This is a genomic window from Tumebacillus lacus (assembly GCF_026410385.1).
Taxonomy (GTDB): Bacteria; Bacillota; Bacilli; order Tumebacillales; family Tumebacillaceae; genus Tumebacillus; species Tumebacillus lacus.
Window position 1 is genome coordinate 528098 of sequence record NZ_JAPMLT010000002.1, and the last position, 15872, is coordinate 543969.

Here is a 15872-nt window from a genome sequence, read left to right on the forward strand (position 1 = left end):
CTGCACTTCCTTTCCCATCCCCTACATGTCTTTCAGCACCCGGTAGACAAACGGTGCAATCGTATGGGTGATATACTGTGTCGGCAACGGCACATGGATGCGAAAGATGACCAGCAGAGCCGCCGCCCCCGTCATCCCGCTCAAGATCCCGTAGACCCATTTGCCCGCCCGGTCGATCTCCTTCCACTGACGGCTGTCATACAGCAGGGTCAACACGTAGCAGAAGCCGATCAGATAAATGAACAGGTTGCTCAATCGGTTACGGTCTCCTTTCTGGCGATATTTTCTGTGATTTGGCCGAGGCGCGTGACCTGACAGTTCGCCTTGACTGCAAACGTGGTCTTTCCCAGTTCCCCTTCATGCCAGTTCCATTTCAATCGCTCGTTCCAGACGCGCGGTTTCAACCGGGAGAGGTTGATGCCAAGCGTTGCGATGTCCGAATTGCGCTCTTTAACCAACTCGGCCGACTCGAGCACCGCTTGGGCCACTGCTTGAGACAGCTCGCGTTCCACTTTCTCGATCATGTCGCTGCGCCCGAGGTCCTCCACCTCGACCGCTTCGATGACGGTCGCCTCCGCTTCGATCTCCACGTTGAAATGGACGTGATCCGGTTTGATCTCCGGCGTGACCTTGGATTCCCCCTGATAGAGGCGGACCACGAGCTTGCCCTTGCCCATGTTCAGCGTCTTCTCATACGGACGAAACTCTTTGCGTAGCCAAGCTACGCCTTCCGCTTGAGCCGGCGTGATCGTCCCGATCATCTTGTCATCGCGAAACTGGGCGTATCCGCTCAGATGCACCTCTTTTCGTTTCTCTCCCCCTGTCGAGGTGGCCGGCTCGATCAGGGGCAAGATCGGGTCGGCGCCGATCTGGCTGAGCGCATGGGCGATATCCTTCTGACTGGGGTTAAAGACGGCATACGACTCCAGGATCTCGCGCATCGCTTCGCCGGAGTACATTTCAAACTGCGGCTGCGCTTTCAACAAGTCGATGCCTTTGCCTTTGGCGATCAAAACGTTGGCGGTCAGACGGTTTTCCGGCAAGCGGGACGTCACATCAAACACTTCACGCATGCCGCTCTTGGCCAGTTCTTCCCCGATTACCATCACGCGACGATGCGAGAAAAACAGCCGACGCGACATGCGTGACTGCAAATGTTGCACCGCCTCGCGAATGGTATCCCCCTTCTCGGAGTCGACATAGAACGGCTTGGTACCGCTGGTGCCGCCTCCGCCGCCGCTGGAGCCGCCCAGTTGCCCTGGCAGGGGCACCTGTACCGCCACCCGGTAGCGTCCGTCCTCCTCCAGATCGAAGGAGGTGGTGGTGACGATGGCGATGTCATTCACCTCGATCCGGTCCCAGCAGCCGGTCAGCACGAGCGCGCTCATCAAGACCGGGAGGAGCATCAGAGCCGTGAGTCGCTGTCTCATCCCTTCTCGCCCCCTTTGTCCCGATCCGCTCCATGCTTGACCTTTTCTCCGGTCTGCCCGCCATGAGCGGCGATCTCAACATGTAACTCCTCCCCGATCCGGTGCTTGTCCTGCAGTTCGAGAAAGGCCGGCCGGTCGCCCATCGCCCACCACGGTGCGCGGATCAGCACGTCTTTGAGGTCGCCGGTTGACAGCGGTCCGATCGGCGACAGATACGGCACGCCGAAGGAGCGCAGGTTGGCGAGGTGACCAAGGATCAACATCATGCCGAGCAAGATGCCGTACATGCCAAACAACGAGGCCAAGATCATCAGCGGAAAACGCAGCATCCGCACCGCGATGGCCGCGTTGTAGCGGGGGATCGTAAACGACGCGATCCCAGTGACCGAGACGATGATGACCATCGGTGCCGAGACGATCCCCGCTTCGACCGCCGCTTGCCCGATGACCAGCGCGCCGAGGATGGACACGGCCTGTCCGACCGTCTTCGGCAGGCGCACCCCGGCTTCGCGCAACGCTTCGAAGGCGATCTCCATGATAAACGCCTCGACCACCGCCGGGAACGGGATCGACTCCCTCGCGGCGGCCAGCGAGAGCAGGAGCGTGGTCGGGATCATCGCTTGGTGATAGGTGGTGATCGCGATATAGAGCGCAGGTGTCGTCAACGCGACGACGACGAACAGATAGCGCAACCACCGGATCATCGTCGCCATCTGGAAGCGCTCGTAATAGTCTTCATTTGCCTGCATCAGCTGCCAAAACGTCGTCGGCACCACCAACGCAAACGGCGACCCGTCCGCAAAGATGGCAAATCTACCTTCCAGCAACGCTGCCGCCGTCGTATCCGGCCGCTCCGTATATTGCACCTGCGGGAACGGCGAATAGGTGTTGTCTTGGATCATCTCTTCGAGATAGCCGCTGTCGAGCACCGCGTCGATGTCGATCTTTTCCAGCCGCCCGATGACCTCCTGCAGCGTGACCGGGTCGGACAGCCCTTCGTGATAGGCGACGACGATATCGGTGTTGCTCTCCCGACCGATGGTCATCGAGCGCATCTTCAGATGCGGCGTCTTCATCTTGCGCCGGAGCATCGCCGTGTTGGTGCGGATGTTCTCCACGTAGCCTTCGCGGGGGCCGCGGACGACCGACTCGGTCTCCGGCTCTTGCACCGACCGTCCCTTGGCCCCGCGCAGGCCGAGCAGGACCGCCCGCTCCTCGCCGTCGATCAAGATGCCGGAGTCGCCGGAGAGCACCGACTTGACCAGATCGGCGTAGTTGTCCACCTCGGTGATCTGCGAGACGGGCAGCGACATGCGAGTCAACGCGTCCAGATCGCGCAGACCGCCTTCGTTCACCATCAACACTTTCAACGCCGCGTTCAGCTCCGCCGTGTCGATCAGCCCGTCGACAAAGATCACCAGCGCATGCGGGCCTTTCTCGACCTCGAACGCCCGGATGACAAAATCGGAGGAGTCTTTAAACATCCCCTCCAACATTTTTTGATTCACGTCCAGTTCCCTGTCGATCTTGACGTTGCGCAGGTCTTCCACGTATTGGCGTTCCACCTGTTTGAGCAGGTCGCGTTTGTTTTTCGGCGGTTTGTCCTTTTGATCCGCCAGTCGCGGCTCCTCGGCTGCATGGTTTTTTCGTTTGTGCATTTTTCGAAACGCCCGATACATGACACACCTCCGCTCCGTCCAATTGCCGATAGTATGCGTTGGAAATACAGAAAAAAATCCCCTGTCGCAGTTCGACAGGGGATGCAGGGTGAGACGATTTAGCGTTGTTGTTTGGCTGCCGCAAACGCCAGACACAGCCAGCCAATCAGGAAGCAGACGCCGCCGAGCGGCGTGATCGCGCCGAGGATCGGCAGGTCGAGCAGGACGAGCAGATACAAGGAGCCGGAGAACAGCACGATGCCGGCCATCAGCAGACGGCCCGACCAGCGCAGGAGCTTCTGAGCGGTCGTCAGTTTGTCCGCAAAGGCGGCGAGCAGCAACAGGCCGAGACCGTGGATCATGTGATAGTGGACGCCCGTCTCCCACGTCGCCAGTCGGTCGACCGTGACGATGTCTTTGAGACCGTGCGCACCAAACGCGCCGAGTGCGACCGAGATCAGCAGATTGATCGCACCAAGTATGACAAATGTTCGCAACATAGTTCGAGTCCCTCATTCTTTCCGTAGATGTCTCCCTTATCATAACGAAAAAGGGGCGCAGACAAAAGAGGCCTCGCACGGAAGCCCCCCATTGTCAAAAAGGTGTCATCTCTTCCCCGCCTGCGCCGCCCATTCCGAGATATTCGTCCCGCACCTCGAAATGGTGGCGCAGCAGCAGTTCCGCCAGATACTCAATCGGCGTCGTCGCCACCTCGCGATACATCTTCCGGGTGTAGAGGTGGCGGGCGTTGGGCAGCTCCCGTTTCAGTTGGCTGCGCAGTTTGTTGCCGGAGTCGTCCGCGTCGACGAGGATGTAGACGTCCTCTTCGTCCTGGAGCGGGAGGATCAGGTCTTCGATCTTCTCCTCGCTGAGCGTGCCGTACGTGCAGAGGATCTCCACCGGCTCGGCGAGGATCTCCTGCAGCCGCTTGCGGTCGGTCTTGCCTTCGACGATGATCACCTTGCGCGCGTCGGCCGTCATCGGCGTTACTCCGGCTTTTTCACGGCGACCGGGTTGTCTGCGTAGGACGACCAGTCGCTCCACGAGCCGAGGTACAGCTTCACATTTTGGTAGCCCGCCTCGGTCAACGCCAGCACGTTCGGGCACGCGGTGACGCCGGAGCCGCAGTAGACGATCACCTCTTTGTCAGCGTTCTCTGCGAGACCCGGCACGTTTGCAAAGCGGGCTTTTTGCTCGTCCGCCCCTTTGATTGTGCCTTTGTCGGTCAGGCCCTCTTTCCAAAATGCGTTGTGCGCGCCGGGGATGTGGCCGGCCACCTTGTCAATCGGCTCGTGAATGCCGAGATAGCGCGGCTCTTCACGTGCATCGAGCAGCACGGTGTCTTCGCTGTGCAGGCGGGACTTCACATCCTCCATCGACGCGATCATCTCCGGACGCACGTCGACCGGGAACACGCGCGGTGCGACGCTCGGCACATCGGTCGTCACGGAGCGGCCCTGCTCCCGCCAGAGCGAGTATCCGCCTTCGAGCAAGGCGACGTTGTCGTGCCCCATATATTTCAGCAGCCACCAGCAGCGCGACGCCATCGCCCCGCCTTGGTCGTCATAGCAGACCACCTTTACCGACCGGTCGATGCCGGCCGCGCCGAGCTTCTCCGCCAGTTCGTTCAGATCCGGCAGCGGATGCCGCCCGCCGTGCGTGCCTTTTTTGCCGGACAGATCTTGCTCCAGATCGAGATAAAACGCCCCCGGCAGATGTCCCTCCACATACGCGGCGAGCCCCGCCTGCGGACTCCCCAGCACAAACCGGCAATCCACCACCCGCACCTCCGGGTTCTCCAACTGTTCGACCAGCCATTCCATCGAGACCAACTGCGTATTCTTCATCATCGGTCACTTCCCCTCACTCGTTTTGATACAAATATTGTCTCATGAATATCCCCATTTTGGAATCCGGTTGGCAAGTCTTGGTTAAAGTATCCGCAGGAGGTGCTCATCCATGCAAGCCATTCTGCTGGCCTTATCCCTGATCTTTGCTGTTGCCAACCTGCAAGTCTTTGATGCAGCGAAAGAAAAAGTCGTGCAAACCATCCCGGTCACACCCGACGTTCGTCAAGAGGCGGAAGCATGGCTCGGCTCGGTCGAATCGCTCTATCCTCAATTCAACATCGACATCAAACAAGGACTGGTGCTGAAAGTCCCCTTCGACCCGCCCTACAACATGAAAAGCCGCTTTTACACCGGTCCGGTCAGCGAAGTCAATTTGATTCTGCCACCGGATCGCCGCCCCACATTGCTCGTCATCACCAAAGAAAACAAACCGCTGGTCTTCCTCTTCACCCGCGACGTGAAACCCTTTTTGAAAAGGAAGGGGATCCAATAACCGCGAACAGAAAAGGCACCCGTCGCCTTTCACAGCGAACAGGTGCCTTTTGCGTGCCTTTTTCTTCCCACTACCCGGCCTGCTCCACCCCGCCTTGCTGGAGCAGGTACATCTTGTGATACAACCCTTCCATCGCCAGCAACTCCTGATGGTTGCCCCGCTCCACGATCTCGCCTCTGTGCAGGACGAGGATCAGATCCGCATCTTGGATCGTCGACAGCCGGTGGGCGATGGCGACGGTGGTGCGACCTTGGCGCATGTTCTCGAGCGCCGACTGGATCGCTTCCTCCGTCTCGGTGTCGACGCTGGCCGTCGCTTCGTCGAGCACGAGGATCTTCGGGTTGAGCGCCATCGTTCTCGCGAAGGAGAGCAGTTGCCGCTGCCCGCTGGAGAACGTCGCGCCCCGTTCGCCGACCGGCTCGTCATAGCCGTGCGGGAGCTTTTGAATAAACCCGTCCGCTTGGACAAACCGGGCCGCTTCCACGACCTCTTCGTCTGTGATGTCTTGGTTGTGCAGGCGGATGTTCTGCTTCACATCGCCGACAAAGAGGAACGGGTCCTGCAACACCAGCCCCATCTTGCGCCGCAGCTCCTCGTCGGTGTACGCTCCGAGCGGTGCGCCGTCGAGGGTGATCTCGCCTTGCTCGATCTCGTAAAACCGCATCATCAAGTTGATGATCGAACTCTTGCCGCTCCCCGTGTGTCCCACCAGCGCGACCGTCTGTCCCGGTTCCGCCACAAACGAGATGTTTTTCAACACGTCGTTGCGGCCGTCATACGAAAACGTCACGTTGCGAAACTCGATCCGTCCCTCGCCGATCTGCGGCGACGTGCCCGCAAAGCGCGCGTCCTGCCCCGGTGCCCATTTGTCCTCGTCGAGCAGTTCAAACACCCGCTCCGCCGCCACCAGCGCCTGTTGCATCTGCGAGAGGCGGAACATCATCTGATTGACCGGCTCAAAGAAGCGGTCGAGGTAGGACAGAAACGCAAAGATCACGCCGATCTCCACCACGCTCTCAAAGCTCTTCACCGAGAAAAAACTCAGCACCACGATCAGCGTCAGCATATACAGGAGATCGACCGCCGGACGCACCATCAAGCCGTTGAGCTTGATGCTCTTTACGCCCGCTTCGTAATACTCGTGATTCACCGTGCCAAACTCGCCGCGCAGCCGCTTCTGTTGGCGCATCGCTTGGATGATGCTCATGCCTTGGATCGACTCGTTGAGCTTGGCATTGATCACGCTCAGTTTGGACCGCTGCAGGTGATAGACTTTCGAACTCAGATAGCGATACCCCTGCATCAGCGCAAAGAGGATCGGCAGCAGCACCAGACACATCGCCGCCAGCCGCACGTCGAGCAGAAACATCGCCACAAACACACCGATCATAAAGACGATGTTCTGCACAAACGTCGACAGCACGGAGATGTACAGATCCTTGACCGCCTCCGTGTCGTTCGTGATCCGCGACACCAGCGACCCGCCCGGCGTCCGGTCAAAAAACGCGAGACCCAGCCGCTGCACCTTTCCAAACACGTCCAGTCGCAGTTGTTTCACCACCCACTGCGCGATCTTGTGGAACGACAGCAGTTGGTAATAGTTCAAAAACGCCGATGCCACATAGAGCATCAGATACCCCGCCCCGAGCAGGAGCAACGCATTGCGGTCAAAGTTCCGCGGCGTCAAATAGTCGTCGATAAACACCTTGATCAAATACGGCCCCGCCACATCCGCTGCTGTCGCGAGGATCAGCAGGGAGAACGCGAGCGTGAGCGTCTTACTGTGTGGCTTCATATACCCGATCAGACGTCGGAACACCATGTGCATTCCCTCCTTCCGCTACCAGCGATTCCAGTTGCTGACGGCGATGCATCTCTGCATACCAACCGCCCTGTTCGATCAATTCCCCGTGCGTCCCCCGCTCGGCGATCCGGCCGTCCTCCAGCACGAGGATCAGGTCGGCGTGCTCGATGGCGCTGAGACGATGCGCCGAGATCAGCGTCGTCTTGTCGGCCCGCTCGGCTTGCAGCGCGTCGAGGATCGCCTGCTCCGTCTTGGCATCGACGGCCGACAGCGAGTCGTCGAGGATCAACACCTCCGGGTTCATCAGCAAGGCGCGGGCGATGGAGATCCGCTGCTTTTGCCCGCCCGACAGCGTCACCCCGCGTTCGCCGACCACCGTTCCGTAGCCGTCTTCAAAGCGCAGGATGTCCTCGTGGATCACCGCCAGCCGTGCCGCCGCATGGATCTCTTCCATCGTCGCGTCCGGCCGCCCAAACGCGATATTTTCCGCGATCGTCGCCGAGAACAGGAAATGATCCTGCGGCACGTAGCCGATCGCATCCCGCAACGCGTTCAGTTTGTATTCATAGATCGACGTGCCCCCGATGCGAAGGTCGCCGTCCTGCAGATCAAATTCGCGCAGGAGCAATTTCAATAAAGTCGTCTTGCCGCTCCCCGTCTTGCCGACGAGACCGAGCGTCTGTCCCCGTTTGAGCTCGACGCGGATGTCGGTCAACGCCGCCGTCTCCTTTTCCGGATAGGCAAACGCCGCGATGTCAAACGTCACATCCCCGCTCGGCGTCTCGTCACGCGCCCCGTCGCGGTCGGTCACATCCGGCTCGACAGCCAGCAGCGCGCTGACCCGATCCCAAGAAGCGCGACCGCGCTCGACGATGTTGAACAGCCAGCCGAACGCCAGCATCGGCCAGATCAGATGCCCGAGCAACGCCGTAAACTGCGTGAGTTGCCCGATGGTGATCTCCTCCTTGACCACCAGCGTCGACCCGTAGGCCACCGCCAGAAAGAACGACGACGCGACCACCATCGAGATCGTCGGATCAAACAGCGCGTCGATGCGCGCCACCGAGATGTTTTTCCGGGCCGCCTGCTCCGCCAGATCGGCAAACTCACCCTGCTCCGGCTCCTCCTGCCCGAACGCCTTCACCACGCGCACGCCGGAGACGTTTTCCTGCACCTTGTCGTTGATGTCGGAGAACGCCTCCTGCGCCTTATGAAACCGCTGGTGCAGCATCGCCCCGTAGCGCGACGTGGCAAACGCCATGAACGGCATCGGGAGCAGCGCCACCAACGTCAGCTCCCACGAGATCGTGAACGCCATCGCGATCACCACCGCGCCGCCCATCGAGATCGAGTCGACCAGCGTCAGCACGCCGTCCCCCGCCGTCAGTTCGATGGCGGAGATATCGTTCGTCGCATGCGCCATCAGGTCGCCGGTGCGCCGCTTGTGATAAAACTGCGGCGACTGCTTGGTAAAATGCTGATACAGCCGGTTGCGCAACAGTCGGCTCAGTCGAAACGCCGCGCCAAAGATGAAGATCCGCCAGACAAAGCGCAGCACGTAGATCGCCAGAGCCGCTGCAAGAATCAGGCCCATCCACTTGACGAGTGCCTCCCCCGTCAGCGTCGCCCCGGCGATCTCGTCGACGATCACGCCGATCACATACGGCGCGATCAAGTTCAGCAGCGAGACCATCAGCAGCGTCATCACACCGATCGCGTAGCTCTTTTTCTCCATCTTGAAATACCACAACAAATCCTTGTAAATACTCATTTCCTCTCTACCCCCCTCTATCCAAACAGACCTCTGACAACAAAAAAAGGAAGCCGGGAAAAGGCACGTGCACATGCCTTCTCCTGCGGCTTCCTTTCAGCAAAAAACGCATCAAAAAGCCACAGGTGCGTACAACACACCTGTGGCGGGAGCGTCCTGTCAGTCAGACGAATCCGATTCTACCAAGGTTGTTCTACGTCGATATGCAAGTGGGTCTTGCGAGCTGTTCCCATCGGTTTTTTCACTGCATTGCGCTTTTGCATATCGGCCGTACCTCCTTTGGAAGATTATTAATACGTATAACTATACAAGGGATGGAAAGAGTTGTAAAGCCCTATTTTTCAAAAAATAAACACACGGCGAAAAAACCGCCGTGTGTGTCATCTGTATGCATTTACTTCTTCACGTAGACCGATACCGAACCGCCGTTGCAGGCAAAGTTGCCCCAGCCGTCCGCGTTGATCGTCACTTGGTCGGCGCGGTTGCCGGTGATGTCATACCAGACTTGGCCGGCTTTGTTTTTGCCGACGTACATCCACTTGGAGCCGCCCGGTCCGTCGGAGAGGATCGTGGCGAGGCCCGAGTTTGCATGAGCGGTGTCGCCTTCGCGGGTCCAGCCGATCACGTCTTGGTGGTCCAGGTAGTTGTTTTGCGTGCCGTACGCGTACGATTTGCGCGCCTTCAGGATCGGGTCGATCTTGCTCTTAAAGGACGGGATCGAGTTGTTCGGGATGCCGTAGTAGTCGCCGTAGAACACGGTCGGGTAGCCGGCTTCCCGCGTGAGGATCAGCGCGTACGCCAGCGGTTTGAACCAGTTGTCGACCCAGGACTGAAGCGCTTGGTTCGGCTGCGAGTCGTGGTTGTCGACGAAGGTGACCGCCTTGGTCGGGTCGGATGCGACCAGCGTGTTGTTGAAGATGTAGCGCATGTCATAGCCGCCGCCGCTGCGGGAGGCGTTGTACAGGTTGTAGTGCAGCGGCACGTCGAACAGCGACGTGGTGCGGCCGGTCTTGTAGATATAGTTTTGCAGCGCGCCGAGGTCGTTTTTCCAGTACTCGCCGACGGAGAACATCTCCTTGCCCGTTTTGGAACGGGCGTTGTTCAGAAAATCGCTGACAAAGTCAAACTTGATGTGTTTGACCGCGTCGATCCGATAGCCGTCCAGACCCAGCGTGTTGGCGTACCAGACGCCCCAGTTTTTCATCTCGTTGACGACATCCGGGTGGGTGTAGTCCACGTCCGCATACATCAGGTAGTCGTAGTTGCCGTTCTCGCCGTCGACTTCCCAGTCCCACGATTTGCCGGTGCCGCGGAACTTGTAGACCTTGCCGCTCAGCTTGCGGGAGTCATCCCAGTCGGTGCCGTCGAAGTGGTACCATTGCCATTTAAACGACGAGTAGGTGTTGCCCCGGCCCGGGAAGTTGAACGACGTGTAGGCCTGGATCGAGTAATCGCCGGACGTTTCTTGGTTGCGGTTGCCAGGGTTGACTTCGACGGCGGTGACCGTCTGCGTCCCGTCGGCGCCGCCTTTATGGTTCATGACGACATCGCCGTAGACTTGGATGCCGTTCGCATGCAGCGAGTTGATCGCCGTCTGCAACTGAGCTTTCGTGCCGTATTTGGTGCGGACCGTGCCCTTTTGGTTGAACTCGCCGAGGTCATACAGATCGTACGCGCCGTAGCCGACGTCCGACTGTGAGGTGCCTTTGTAAGCCGGCGGGATCCAAACGGCGGAGATGCCGTTCGCCTTGAGGTTGGCCGCGTCGCTGTTCAGACGGTTCCAGTGGTTGCCGTCGTTTGGCACATACCACTCGAAATACTGGAACATCGTGCCGTTGTCCGCTGCAAACGCTTTCACAGGCGTTGCGAGCGGTACCAGAGCGGTGCCGAGCATGAAGGTTGCCAGAAGCAGACTGGTTTTCCTCTTTTTGTTGGTCATGTGATTTCCTCCCACATCTCTCTATTTGATTGTGCAATCGGTTTCACACTTTCAGTATATCTAGCCCTTTTCATGTCGTCAACGAAAATTTAACTTCACTCTATCAAGATTGATATTTGGACCAACAATAAGTCACCTTAAGCAAACTGGCAGGAACTGGCGATTGTTGTTCGAATAGGGAGAGAGGGGACGACACGGAACCGATTTTTGAGTGCAAGCGATTTCACGCTTGTCACGTTGACGCATTTCCTACAAACAGGTATTTCTGCACCGTCTCCCGCAATAAAGTGGATAACGACGACTGCAACCCCAGGCCCCCCTTGCACGTATACCTGATCGTCATTCTACTTTCGATATCAAAGGAGGAACTGATTCTTGAAAGCCCAATCGAAGTCTCGCACCCCGCAACCGAGCGCTTACTCTGCCCTGGCGACGACATTCGGTGTGCTCTACACCCCGATCCTGCTGCTGGCGATGTTCGGCGCGTTTATCGGCGGATTGATCTACACCTTCGATATGTTTGACATGATGGACGACGAAGCGCGGCACGGAATGAACTTCCTCGCCGTCTTTTTGATCGGCGTGCCGCTCTGGCTGTCATACTCCGTCCATGCCTTCTCTTGGCTGTACTCCAAGCTCAAGCTGTGGAACTGGATGTTTTTCCTCTATTACTTTCTGTTCGCAGGTGCGTGCGGCAGCGCGATCATGGGCGCGTGGGCGGACCACCTGCCGTTTGGCAAATGGCTGGCGATCCTGCTGTCACTCCTCGCCTTCGCCGTGATCGGCTTCTTTTGCTTTGCCCTCGGCACGGAGAGCCGACGGGTCAGCGGTCACTCCCTCGGCGTGATCGCCCTGCTCTCGTTCGGCCTGTTCTTTTTGTTCAATGCAGACGGCCTCGACGAGGACGAAGCGGCCAAGGTCGTCGGCTCGCTCGTCACCGCCGACGTCACCTCGGGGGAACACCTGCTGGAACGCTCGCAAAAAGCGGTCCCGCAGCCGGTCGACTACCGGGTGCCCGCTCTGGAAAAAGACAAGACCCGCCTGCTCGTCTGGGACTACAACTTCGACGACAGCGACGAAGTGCGCGTCTACGTCAACGGACAGATGCTGGTCGACTCGATGGCGATCGGCGAAGTCCCGGCCGTCATCGACGTGCCGGTGCCGAGCACCGTCGTGATCGAAGGCGTGCGCGATGACTACGACGGGAGCATCGACTACGCCGTCAAGTTCCCGGAGACCGAGTACACCGCCTTCAACGTCACCTATCCGGGCGTGACCAACACCTACGTCATGGAAGCGAAATAACAAAAGGGACGAAGTTCTCCACCCGGAACTTCGTCCCTTTTTCCTATCCCCGCTCCGCCTAACTCAACAGATACGCCGCATACCCGATCAAAATCCCCAGCACCAACCCGCCGAGCACCTCGATCCGCGTATGCCCTTGACTCTCGCGCAACAAAGCCATGCCTGTATCCGGATTTTGCTGATTGATCCGCTTGGCATGCTCGCCGATGGCACGGCGGATGCCGGTCGCGTCGATGATCGTGATCATCAGAAAGGCGACGCCGAGCGAGAACATCGGCGTGTTTACGCCTTCCATCCACCCGATGTACGCCACCGGCGATGTCACCGTCGTCGTGTGCGTCGAGGGAAATCCGCCGTTGCCCGCACGCTTTTTCCCTTCCTCGCGGCCGAAGCGGATCGTGTTGATCAAAAACTTGGTCACACCGGAGACAAACCAGCCGACCAGCGGCAGGATCGCATACCACATCCACGCTCTCTCCTATACGTCATATTTGACTGCCAGATCCAGCAGCCACTGCGCCACCGCGTACGTCGCCGGAGCCATCCACACGAGCGCCTTCCAGTTGCTCCGCATCTGCCACAGCGCAAACGCGCACAAGAGCATCACGAACGGCATTGCCGGAAATTTGTATCGCATCTGCACGTAAAACACCGACAGCGCGGCAATAAAGTACCCGGCTACAAACGTCGGCAACAACGCCCGCGCGTTCCGCCGCACGACGGCTTGCACAAACGCCGCCACCACCGCGACCAGAGCCAACGCCGTCGCATAGCGCTGGAACCACTCGCTGAACGCCGCTTCCTGTTTATCGTCTTCCAGCAACTCGATGTTTTCAAATTTGTAGAGGTCGTCCACCCAGTCTTTTTGAGCGGCCAGATACATTTGGAACCGGTCCCACGTCAACTCGGCAAATCTCTCTGGATGGGCGACGATCCATTTCTTCGCCTCGTCCTTCATGATCTGATCCCGCACTGCATCGGTCTTTCCCTCTCGAAACGCCCGCTTGAAACCCTTCGTGCTGAACAGCGTGTCGCGGTAAAATCCGTCCGCATACTCGTTGTTGCCGATCAACAGGTTCAGCCCGGAGATCGTATCGACCAGCACGAACGACTTCTGCTCGACGTAGTTGCGGATCGTCCACGGCGCGATGACCACCGCCATCGCCGCGAACAGCAGCACAAAGCGAATCCACGCTTCCTTGCCGTATTTCCACGGCCAGACTTTCTTCTCCAGCAACAGCCAGACGACGAGAATCGGCGGTACGACCAGCGCGATGGAGCGGGTCAACGTCGACAGGCCAAACAGCACCCCGGATGCCGCATACCACCAGCCGCTCTCCGTTTGCACCCCGCGCAGAAAGACCGCGACGGCAAAGAGAAAAAGAAAATTGAACAACGTTTCGGACAGCAGCACGCCAGAGTAGCCGATAAACGGCACATACAACGCCGACAGCACCAACGCCGTCACCCCGACCCGGCGGTTCCACAACTGCTGGCCGATCCAATAGATCGCATACAGCGATGCCACCGAGAGCACCGACTGGATCGCGTAGACCAGTCGGTATTTGTGATCGATCAGCCCGTAGATCGCCGCCAGAAACACCACATAGCCCGGCGGGCGATAGGTCGACCCGTGCAGCTCGCCCGTCTGGAACGTGCCCTCGTTGACGAGCCGCAACGCCCGCTGGTCATAGTCCTCCATATCGGAGACCGGCTTGACCTCGATGTCGACGATGTAGTCATAGCGGAGCCACAGCGAAAACACCAAGACCGCTGCGATCAGCAACCAGTGGCCGTATCTCTGCATCCATTCCCGGAATTGTTTCAACGAGCACCCCTCCCCGCTACGATTTGGCGATCATCAACACCCCGGCGATGATCGTGATCAGACCGGCGATGCGCAGCGCGCCGACCGACTCGCCAAACAGAAAATACGACACGGTCACGACCAGCACATAGCTGAGGGCGACCATCGGATAGGCGAACGACAACTCCACCTTGGAGATCGCAAAGATCCAGATCACCGCCGACAGCGCATAAAAAGACAAACCTGCCAAGATTGGAAGGTTTGTGAAATACTTCAGCAAAAGGGTCGCGACCCCGTCGCCTTCCGCTGCGCCGACGCGGTTCGTGCCAAATTTCATCAACAGTTGGCCGACCGCGCCAAACAGGATCGAGACCAGGATGAGCATGATTTCTTTCATCGGAGCATCACCTCTTTTTTCTTCGAGGACCTTTCTTACGGCAAATAAATCAGCAGGAACGCAGTCAACGCCCAGAGCACGCAGGCGGCGAGGAACGGTTTGTCCCCGAGCAAGATGTTGGCCGGTTCACCGCCTCGCTCCCGCTTGTAGACGAGGAACAGGTAGCGGAAGATCGCGTAGATGACAAACGGGATCGTGTACATCATCTGCGTGCCGGCCTGCGTATTGAACGTATACAGTGCATAGGCCATGATCGTGGCGGCCGAGACCACCGAGATCAGCTGGTCGATCAGTTTGTCATCGCTGTACTCATCGAGGATCTTGCGGTGCGACTTGGCACCGGAAGCGAGCAGGAGCAGCTCGGCGCGGCGTTTGGAGAGGCCGAGGAACAGCGCGAGCAGCAGCGTGCAGAGCAGGAGCCACTCGGACGGATCGACCGGCAGCGCGTAGGAACCGGCCGTGACGCGAAAGACAAAGCCGAGCGCGATGACAAAGACATCGACGAGCACGACATGTTTGAGCCAGAACGAATAGAGGATGTTCATCACAAAATAGGCGAGCAGAACGGCCGTCACTTGCCAGCCGATGGATAAGGCGAGCAGCAGCGCGCCTGCCAGCAGCAACACCCCGTAGACGATGGCCCCGGGGATCTTGATCGTGCCGGCAGCCAGCGGGCGATGTTTCTTCTTGGGATGCTGACGGTCCTTCTCCACATCCACGATGTCGTTCAACACATAGACCGCACTGGAGATCAAACAAAACGCCACAAAGGTAAGCAACGCGTGGAGCACCTTGTCCGCCTCGAACATCTGCCGCGAAAAAAACAGCGCCCCAAACACGAACAGGTTTTTCGTCCACTGCTTCGGCCGCGATAACTTCACATACGGTACGATAGACATGGAACTCTCCTTACATGTTTTGATGGTTGTTCTTGCAAAGATACTCCACACAAAACTGGGTGTTAACTCCATTATTGCGTGATTTTTACAACGCTATTCGATCATGCTCGGGCACTTACAAAATGATCCGGGCCGGGGTCTTCTCCTCCCAGACTCGTTCGATGTCATCGGTGGGGATCATTTTGTTGTAAACACCGGGCTCCTGAAGGACATATCCCAATTTCTCTGCCAAAAGCCCTTCCGACGTCCGAGAAAGATAATACCCCTCTGCCAGGCGGAACAGTTCGACTTTCTCCTCCCTGTATAACCCGAACGTTTGAATCGTATAGAGTTCTTCCAATTCTGTTCCTGTGACTCGTTTCACATAGATCCCTGCTTCATTCGATACAAATCCAAAATCGGCAGCCGCCACCTCTTCGGTAGTCAAAATGTACTGTTTTTTCGGGAAAGAATAGCCTGCTTGATATTCTTCGCCCCGATAGCGGGCGTACTGCCCTGATCTGATGTCTCGCATAATGA

Annotated in this window: 16 protein-coding genes; 2 read left to right on the forward strand and 14 right to left on the reverse strand. The window is 58.3% G+C overall.

All coding sequences use genetic code 11. The features are described 5' to 3' along the window. Positions 1–21: 21 nt before the first annotated feature. From OS242_RS06830 to OS242_RS06855, 6 genes are all read right to left on the reverse strand, one after another. Positions 22–255 (reverse strand): hypothetical protein, encoded by a 234-nt coding sequence (locus OS242_RS06830; RefSeq protein ID WP_267150906.1) that lies wholly within the window; start codon positions 253–255, stop codon positions 22–24. Next, positions 252–1430 carry a Ger(x)C family spore germination protein gene (locus OS242_RS06835; RefSeq protein WP_267150907.1) on the reverse strand — a complete coding sequence of 393 codons (1179 nt, stop codon included), beginning with the start codon at positions 1428–1430 and terminating at the stop codon, positions 252–254. The genes OS242_RS06830 and OS242_RS06835 overlap by 4 nt, the downstream gene beginning before the upstream one ends. Beyond that, positions 1427–3088: a spore germination protein gene (locus OS242_RS06840; protein WP_267150908.1), complete on the reverse strand. Its 1662-nt coding sequence runs from the start codon at positions 3086–3088 to the stop codon at positions 1427–1429. The genes OS242_RS06835 and OS242_RS06840 overlap by 4 nt, the downstream gene beginning before the upstream one ends. Positions 3089–3207: 119 nt before the next feature. Then, positions 3208–3588, reverse strand: a complete 381-nt coding sequence (locus OS242_RS06845) for a DUF423 domain-containing protein (protein WP_267150909.1) — start codon at positions 3586–3588, stop codon at positions 3208–3210. Between the two features lie 94 nt (positions 3589–3682). Next, positions 3683–4069, reverse strand: a complete 387-nt coding sequence (locus OS242_RS06850) for a toprim domain-containing protein (protein ID WP_267150910.1) — start codon at positions 4067–4069, stop codon at positions 3683–3685. Positions 4070–4074: 5 nt separating this feature from the next. Then, on the reverse strand, positions 4075–4935 hold the full coding sequence (locus OS242_RS06855; protein ID WP_267150992.1) for a sulfurtransferase: 861 nt from the start codon (positions 4933–4935) through the stop codon (positions 4075–4077). 112 nt (positions 4936–5047) lie between these two features. Here OS242_RS06855 and OS242_RS06860 point away from each other — a divergent pair, with 112 nt between their 5' ends. Then, positions 5048–5431, forward strand: coding sequence for a hypothetical protein (locus OS242_RS06860; RefSeq protein WP_267150911.1), 384 nt, complete (start codon positions 5048–5050; stop codon positions 5429–5431). Positions 5432–5501: 70 nt separating this feature from the next. On the opposite strand, the gene OS242_RS06865 is transcribed toward OS242_RS06860, so the two are convergent. From OS242_RS06865 to amyS, 3 genes are all read right to left on the reverse strand, one after another. Beyond that, entirely contained in the window at positions 5502–7253 is a 1752-nt protein-coding gene (locus OS242_RS06865; RefSeq protein ID WP_267150912.1) for an ABC transporter ATP-binding protein, read from the reverse strand. After that, a complete protein-coding gene (locus OS242_RS06870; RefSeq protein ID WP_267150913.1) occupies positions 7210–9006 on the reverse strand; it encodes an ABC transporter transmembrane domain-containing protein in 1797 nt (598 codons plus the stop codon). Before OS242_RS06870 ends, OS242_RS06865 begins: the two co-directional genes overlap by 44 nt. 394 nt (positions 9007–9400) lie before the next feature. Further along, positions 9401–10945: an alpha-amylase gene (amyS, locus tag OS242_RS06875; RefSeq protein WP_267150914.1), complete on the reverse strand. Its 1545-nt coding sequence runs from the start codon at positions 10943–10945 to the stop codon at positions 9401–9403. Positions 10946–11320: 375 nt separating this feature from the next. On the opposite strand from amyS, the gene OS242_RS06880 reads away from it, so the two are divergent. After that, the gene (locus tag OS242_RS06880) at positions 11321–12250 is read left to right on the forward strand and encodes a hypothetical protein (protein WP_267150915.1); all 930 of its coding nucleotides are present in this window, start codon (positions 11321–11323) and stop codon (positions 12248–12250) included. A 58-nt stretch (positions 12251–12308) separates the two neighbouring features. Here the strand turns inward: OS242_RS06880 and OS242_RS06885 are convergent, their stop codons facing one another. From OS242_RS06885 to OS242_RS06905, 5 genes are all read right to left on the reverse strand, one after another. Continuing rightward, complete coding sequence (locus OS242_RS06885; protein WP_267150916.1) at positions 12309–12716, reverse strand: divergent PAP2 family protein; 408 nt, start codon at positions 12714–12716, stop codon at positions 12309–12311. A 12-nt stretch (positions 12717–12728) separates the two neighbouring features. Further along, positions 12729–14078 (reverse strand): glycosyltransferase family 39 protein, encoded by a 1350-nt coding sequence (locus tag OS242_RS06890; protein WP_267150917.1) that lies wholly within the window; start codon positions 14076–14078, stop codon positions 12729–12731. 16 nt (positions 14079–14094) lie between these two features. After that, positions 14095–14454, reverse strand: a complete 360-nt coding sequence (locus tag OS242_RS06895; RefSeq protein ID WP_267150918.1) for a DMT family transporter — start codon at positions 14452–14454, stop codon at positions 14095–14097. 35 nt (positions 14455–14489) lie between these two features. Continuing rightward, positions 14490–15353 (reverse strand): decaprenyl-phosphate phosphoribosyltransferase, encoded by an 864-nt coding sequence (locus OS242_RS06900; RefSeq protein WP_267150919.1) that lies wholly within the window; start codon positions 15351–15353, stop codon positions 14490–14492. A gap of 115 nt (positions 15354–15468) precedes the next feature. After that, entirely contained in the window at positions 15469–15867 is a 399-nt protein-coding gene (locus tag OS242_RS06905) for a hypothetical protein (protein ID WP_267150920.1), read from the reverse strand. Positions 15868–15872: the final 5 nt, after the last annotated feature.

Excerpts from the sequence above, each read along its gene's own strand:
- OS242_RS06885 (WP_267150916.1), bottom strand. The coding sequence starts at position 12,716 with ATGTGGTATGCGATCCTGCCGCTGGTCGGCTGGTTTGTCTCCGGTGTG.
- OS242_RS06900 (WP_267150919.1), bottom strand. The coding sequence starts at position 15,353 with ATGTCTATCGTACCGTATGTGAAGTTATCGCGGCCGAAGCAGTGGACG.
- OS242_RS06895 (WP_267150918.1), bottom strand. The coding sequence starts at position 14,454 with ATGAAAGAAATCATGCTCATCCTGGTCTCGATCCTGTTTGGCGCGGTC.
- OS242_RS06840 (WP_267150908.1), bottom strand. The coding sequence starts at position 3,088 with ATGCACAAACGAAAAAACCATGCAGCCGAGGAGCCGCGACTGGCGGAT.
- OS242_RS06865 (WP_267150912.1), bottom strand. The coding sequence starts at position 7,253 with ATGGTGTTCCGACGTCTGATCGGGTATATGAAGCCACACAGTAAGACG.
- amyS (WP_267150914.1), bottom strand. The coding sequence starts at position 10,945 with ATGACCAACAAAAAGAGGAAAACCAGTCTGCTTCTGGCAACCTTCATG.
- OS242_RS06845 (WP_267150909.1), bottom strand. The coding sequence starts at position 3,588 with ATGTTGCGAACATTTGTCATACTTGGTGCGATCAATCTGCTGATCTCG.
- OS242_RS06835 (WP_267150907.1), bottom strand. The coding sequence starts at position 1,430 with ATGAGACAGCGACTCACGGCTCTGATGCTCCTCCCGGTCTTGATGAGC.
- OS242_RS06860 (WP_267150911.1), top strand. The coding sequence starts at position 5,048 with ATGCAAGCCATTCTGCTGGCCTTATCCCTGATCTTTGCTGTTGCCAAC.
- OS242_RS06855 (WP_267150992.1), bottom strand. The coding sequence starts at position 4,935 with ATGAAGAATACGCAGTTGGTCTCGATGGAATGGCTGGTCGAACAGTTG.
- OS242_RS06850 (WP_267150910.1), bottom strand. The coding sequence starts at position 4,069 with ATGACGGCCGACGCGCGCAAGGTGATCATCGTCGAAGGCAAGACCGAC.
- OS242_RS06870 (WP_267150913.1), bottom strand. The coding sequence starts at position 9,006 with ATGAGTATTTACAAGGATTTGTTGTGGTATTTCAAGATGGAGAAAAAG.
- OS242_RS06905 (WP_267150920.1), bottom strand. The coding sequence starts at position 15,867 with ATGCGAGACATCAGATCAGGGCAGTACGCCCGCTATCGGGGCGAAGAA.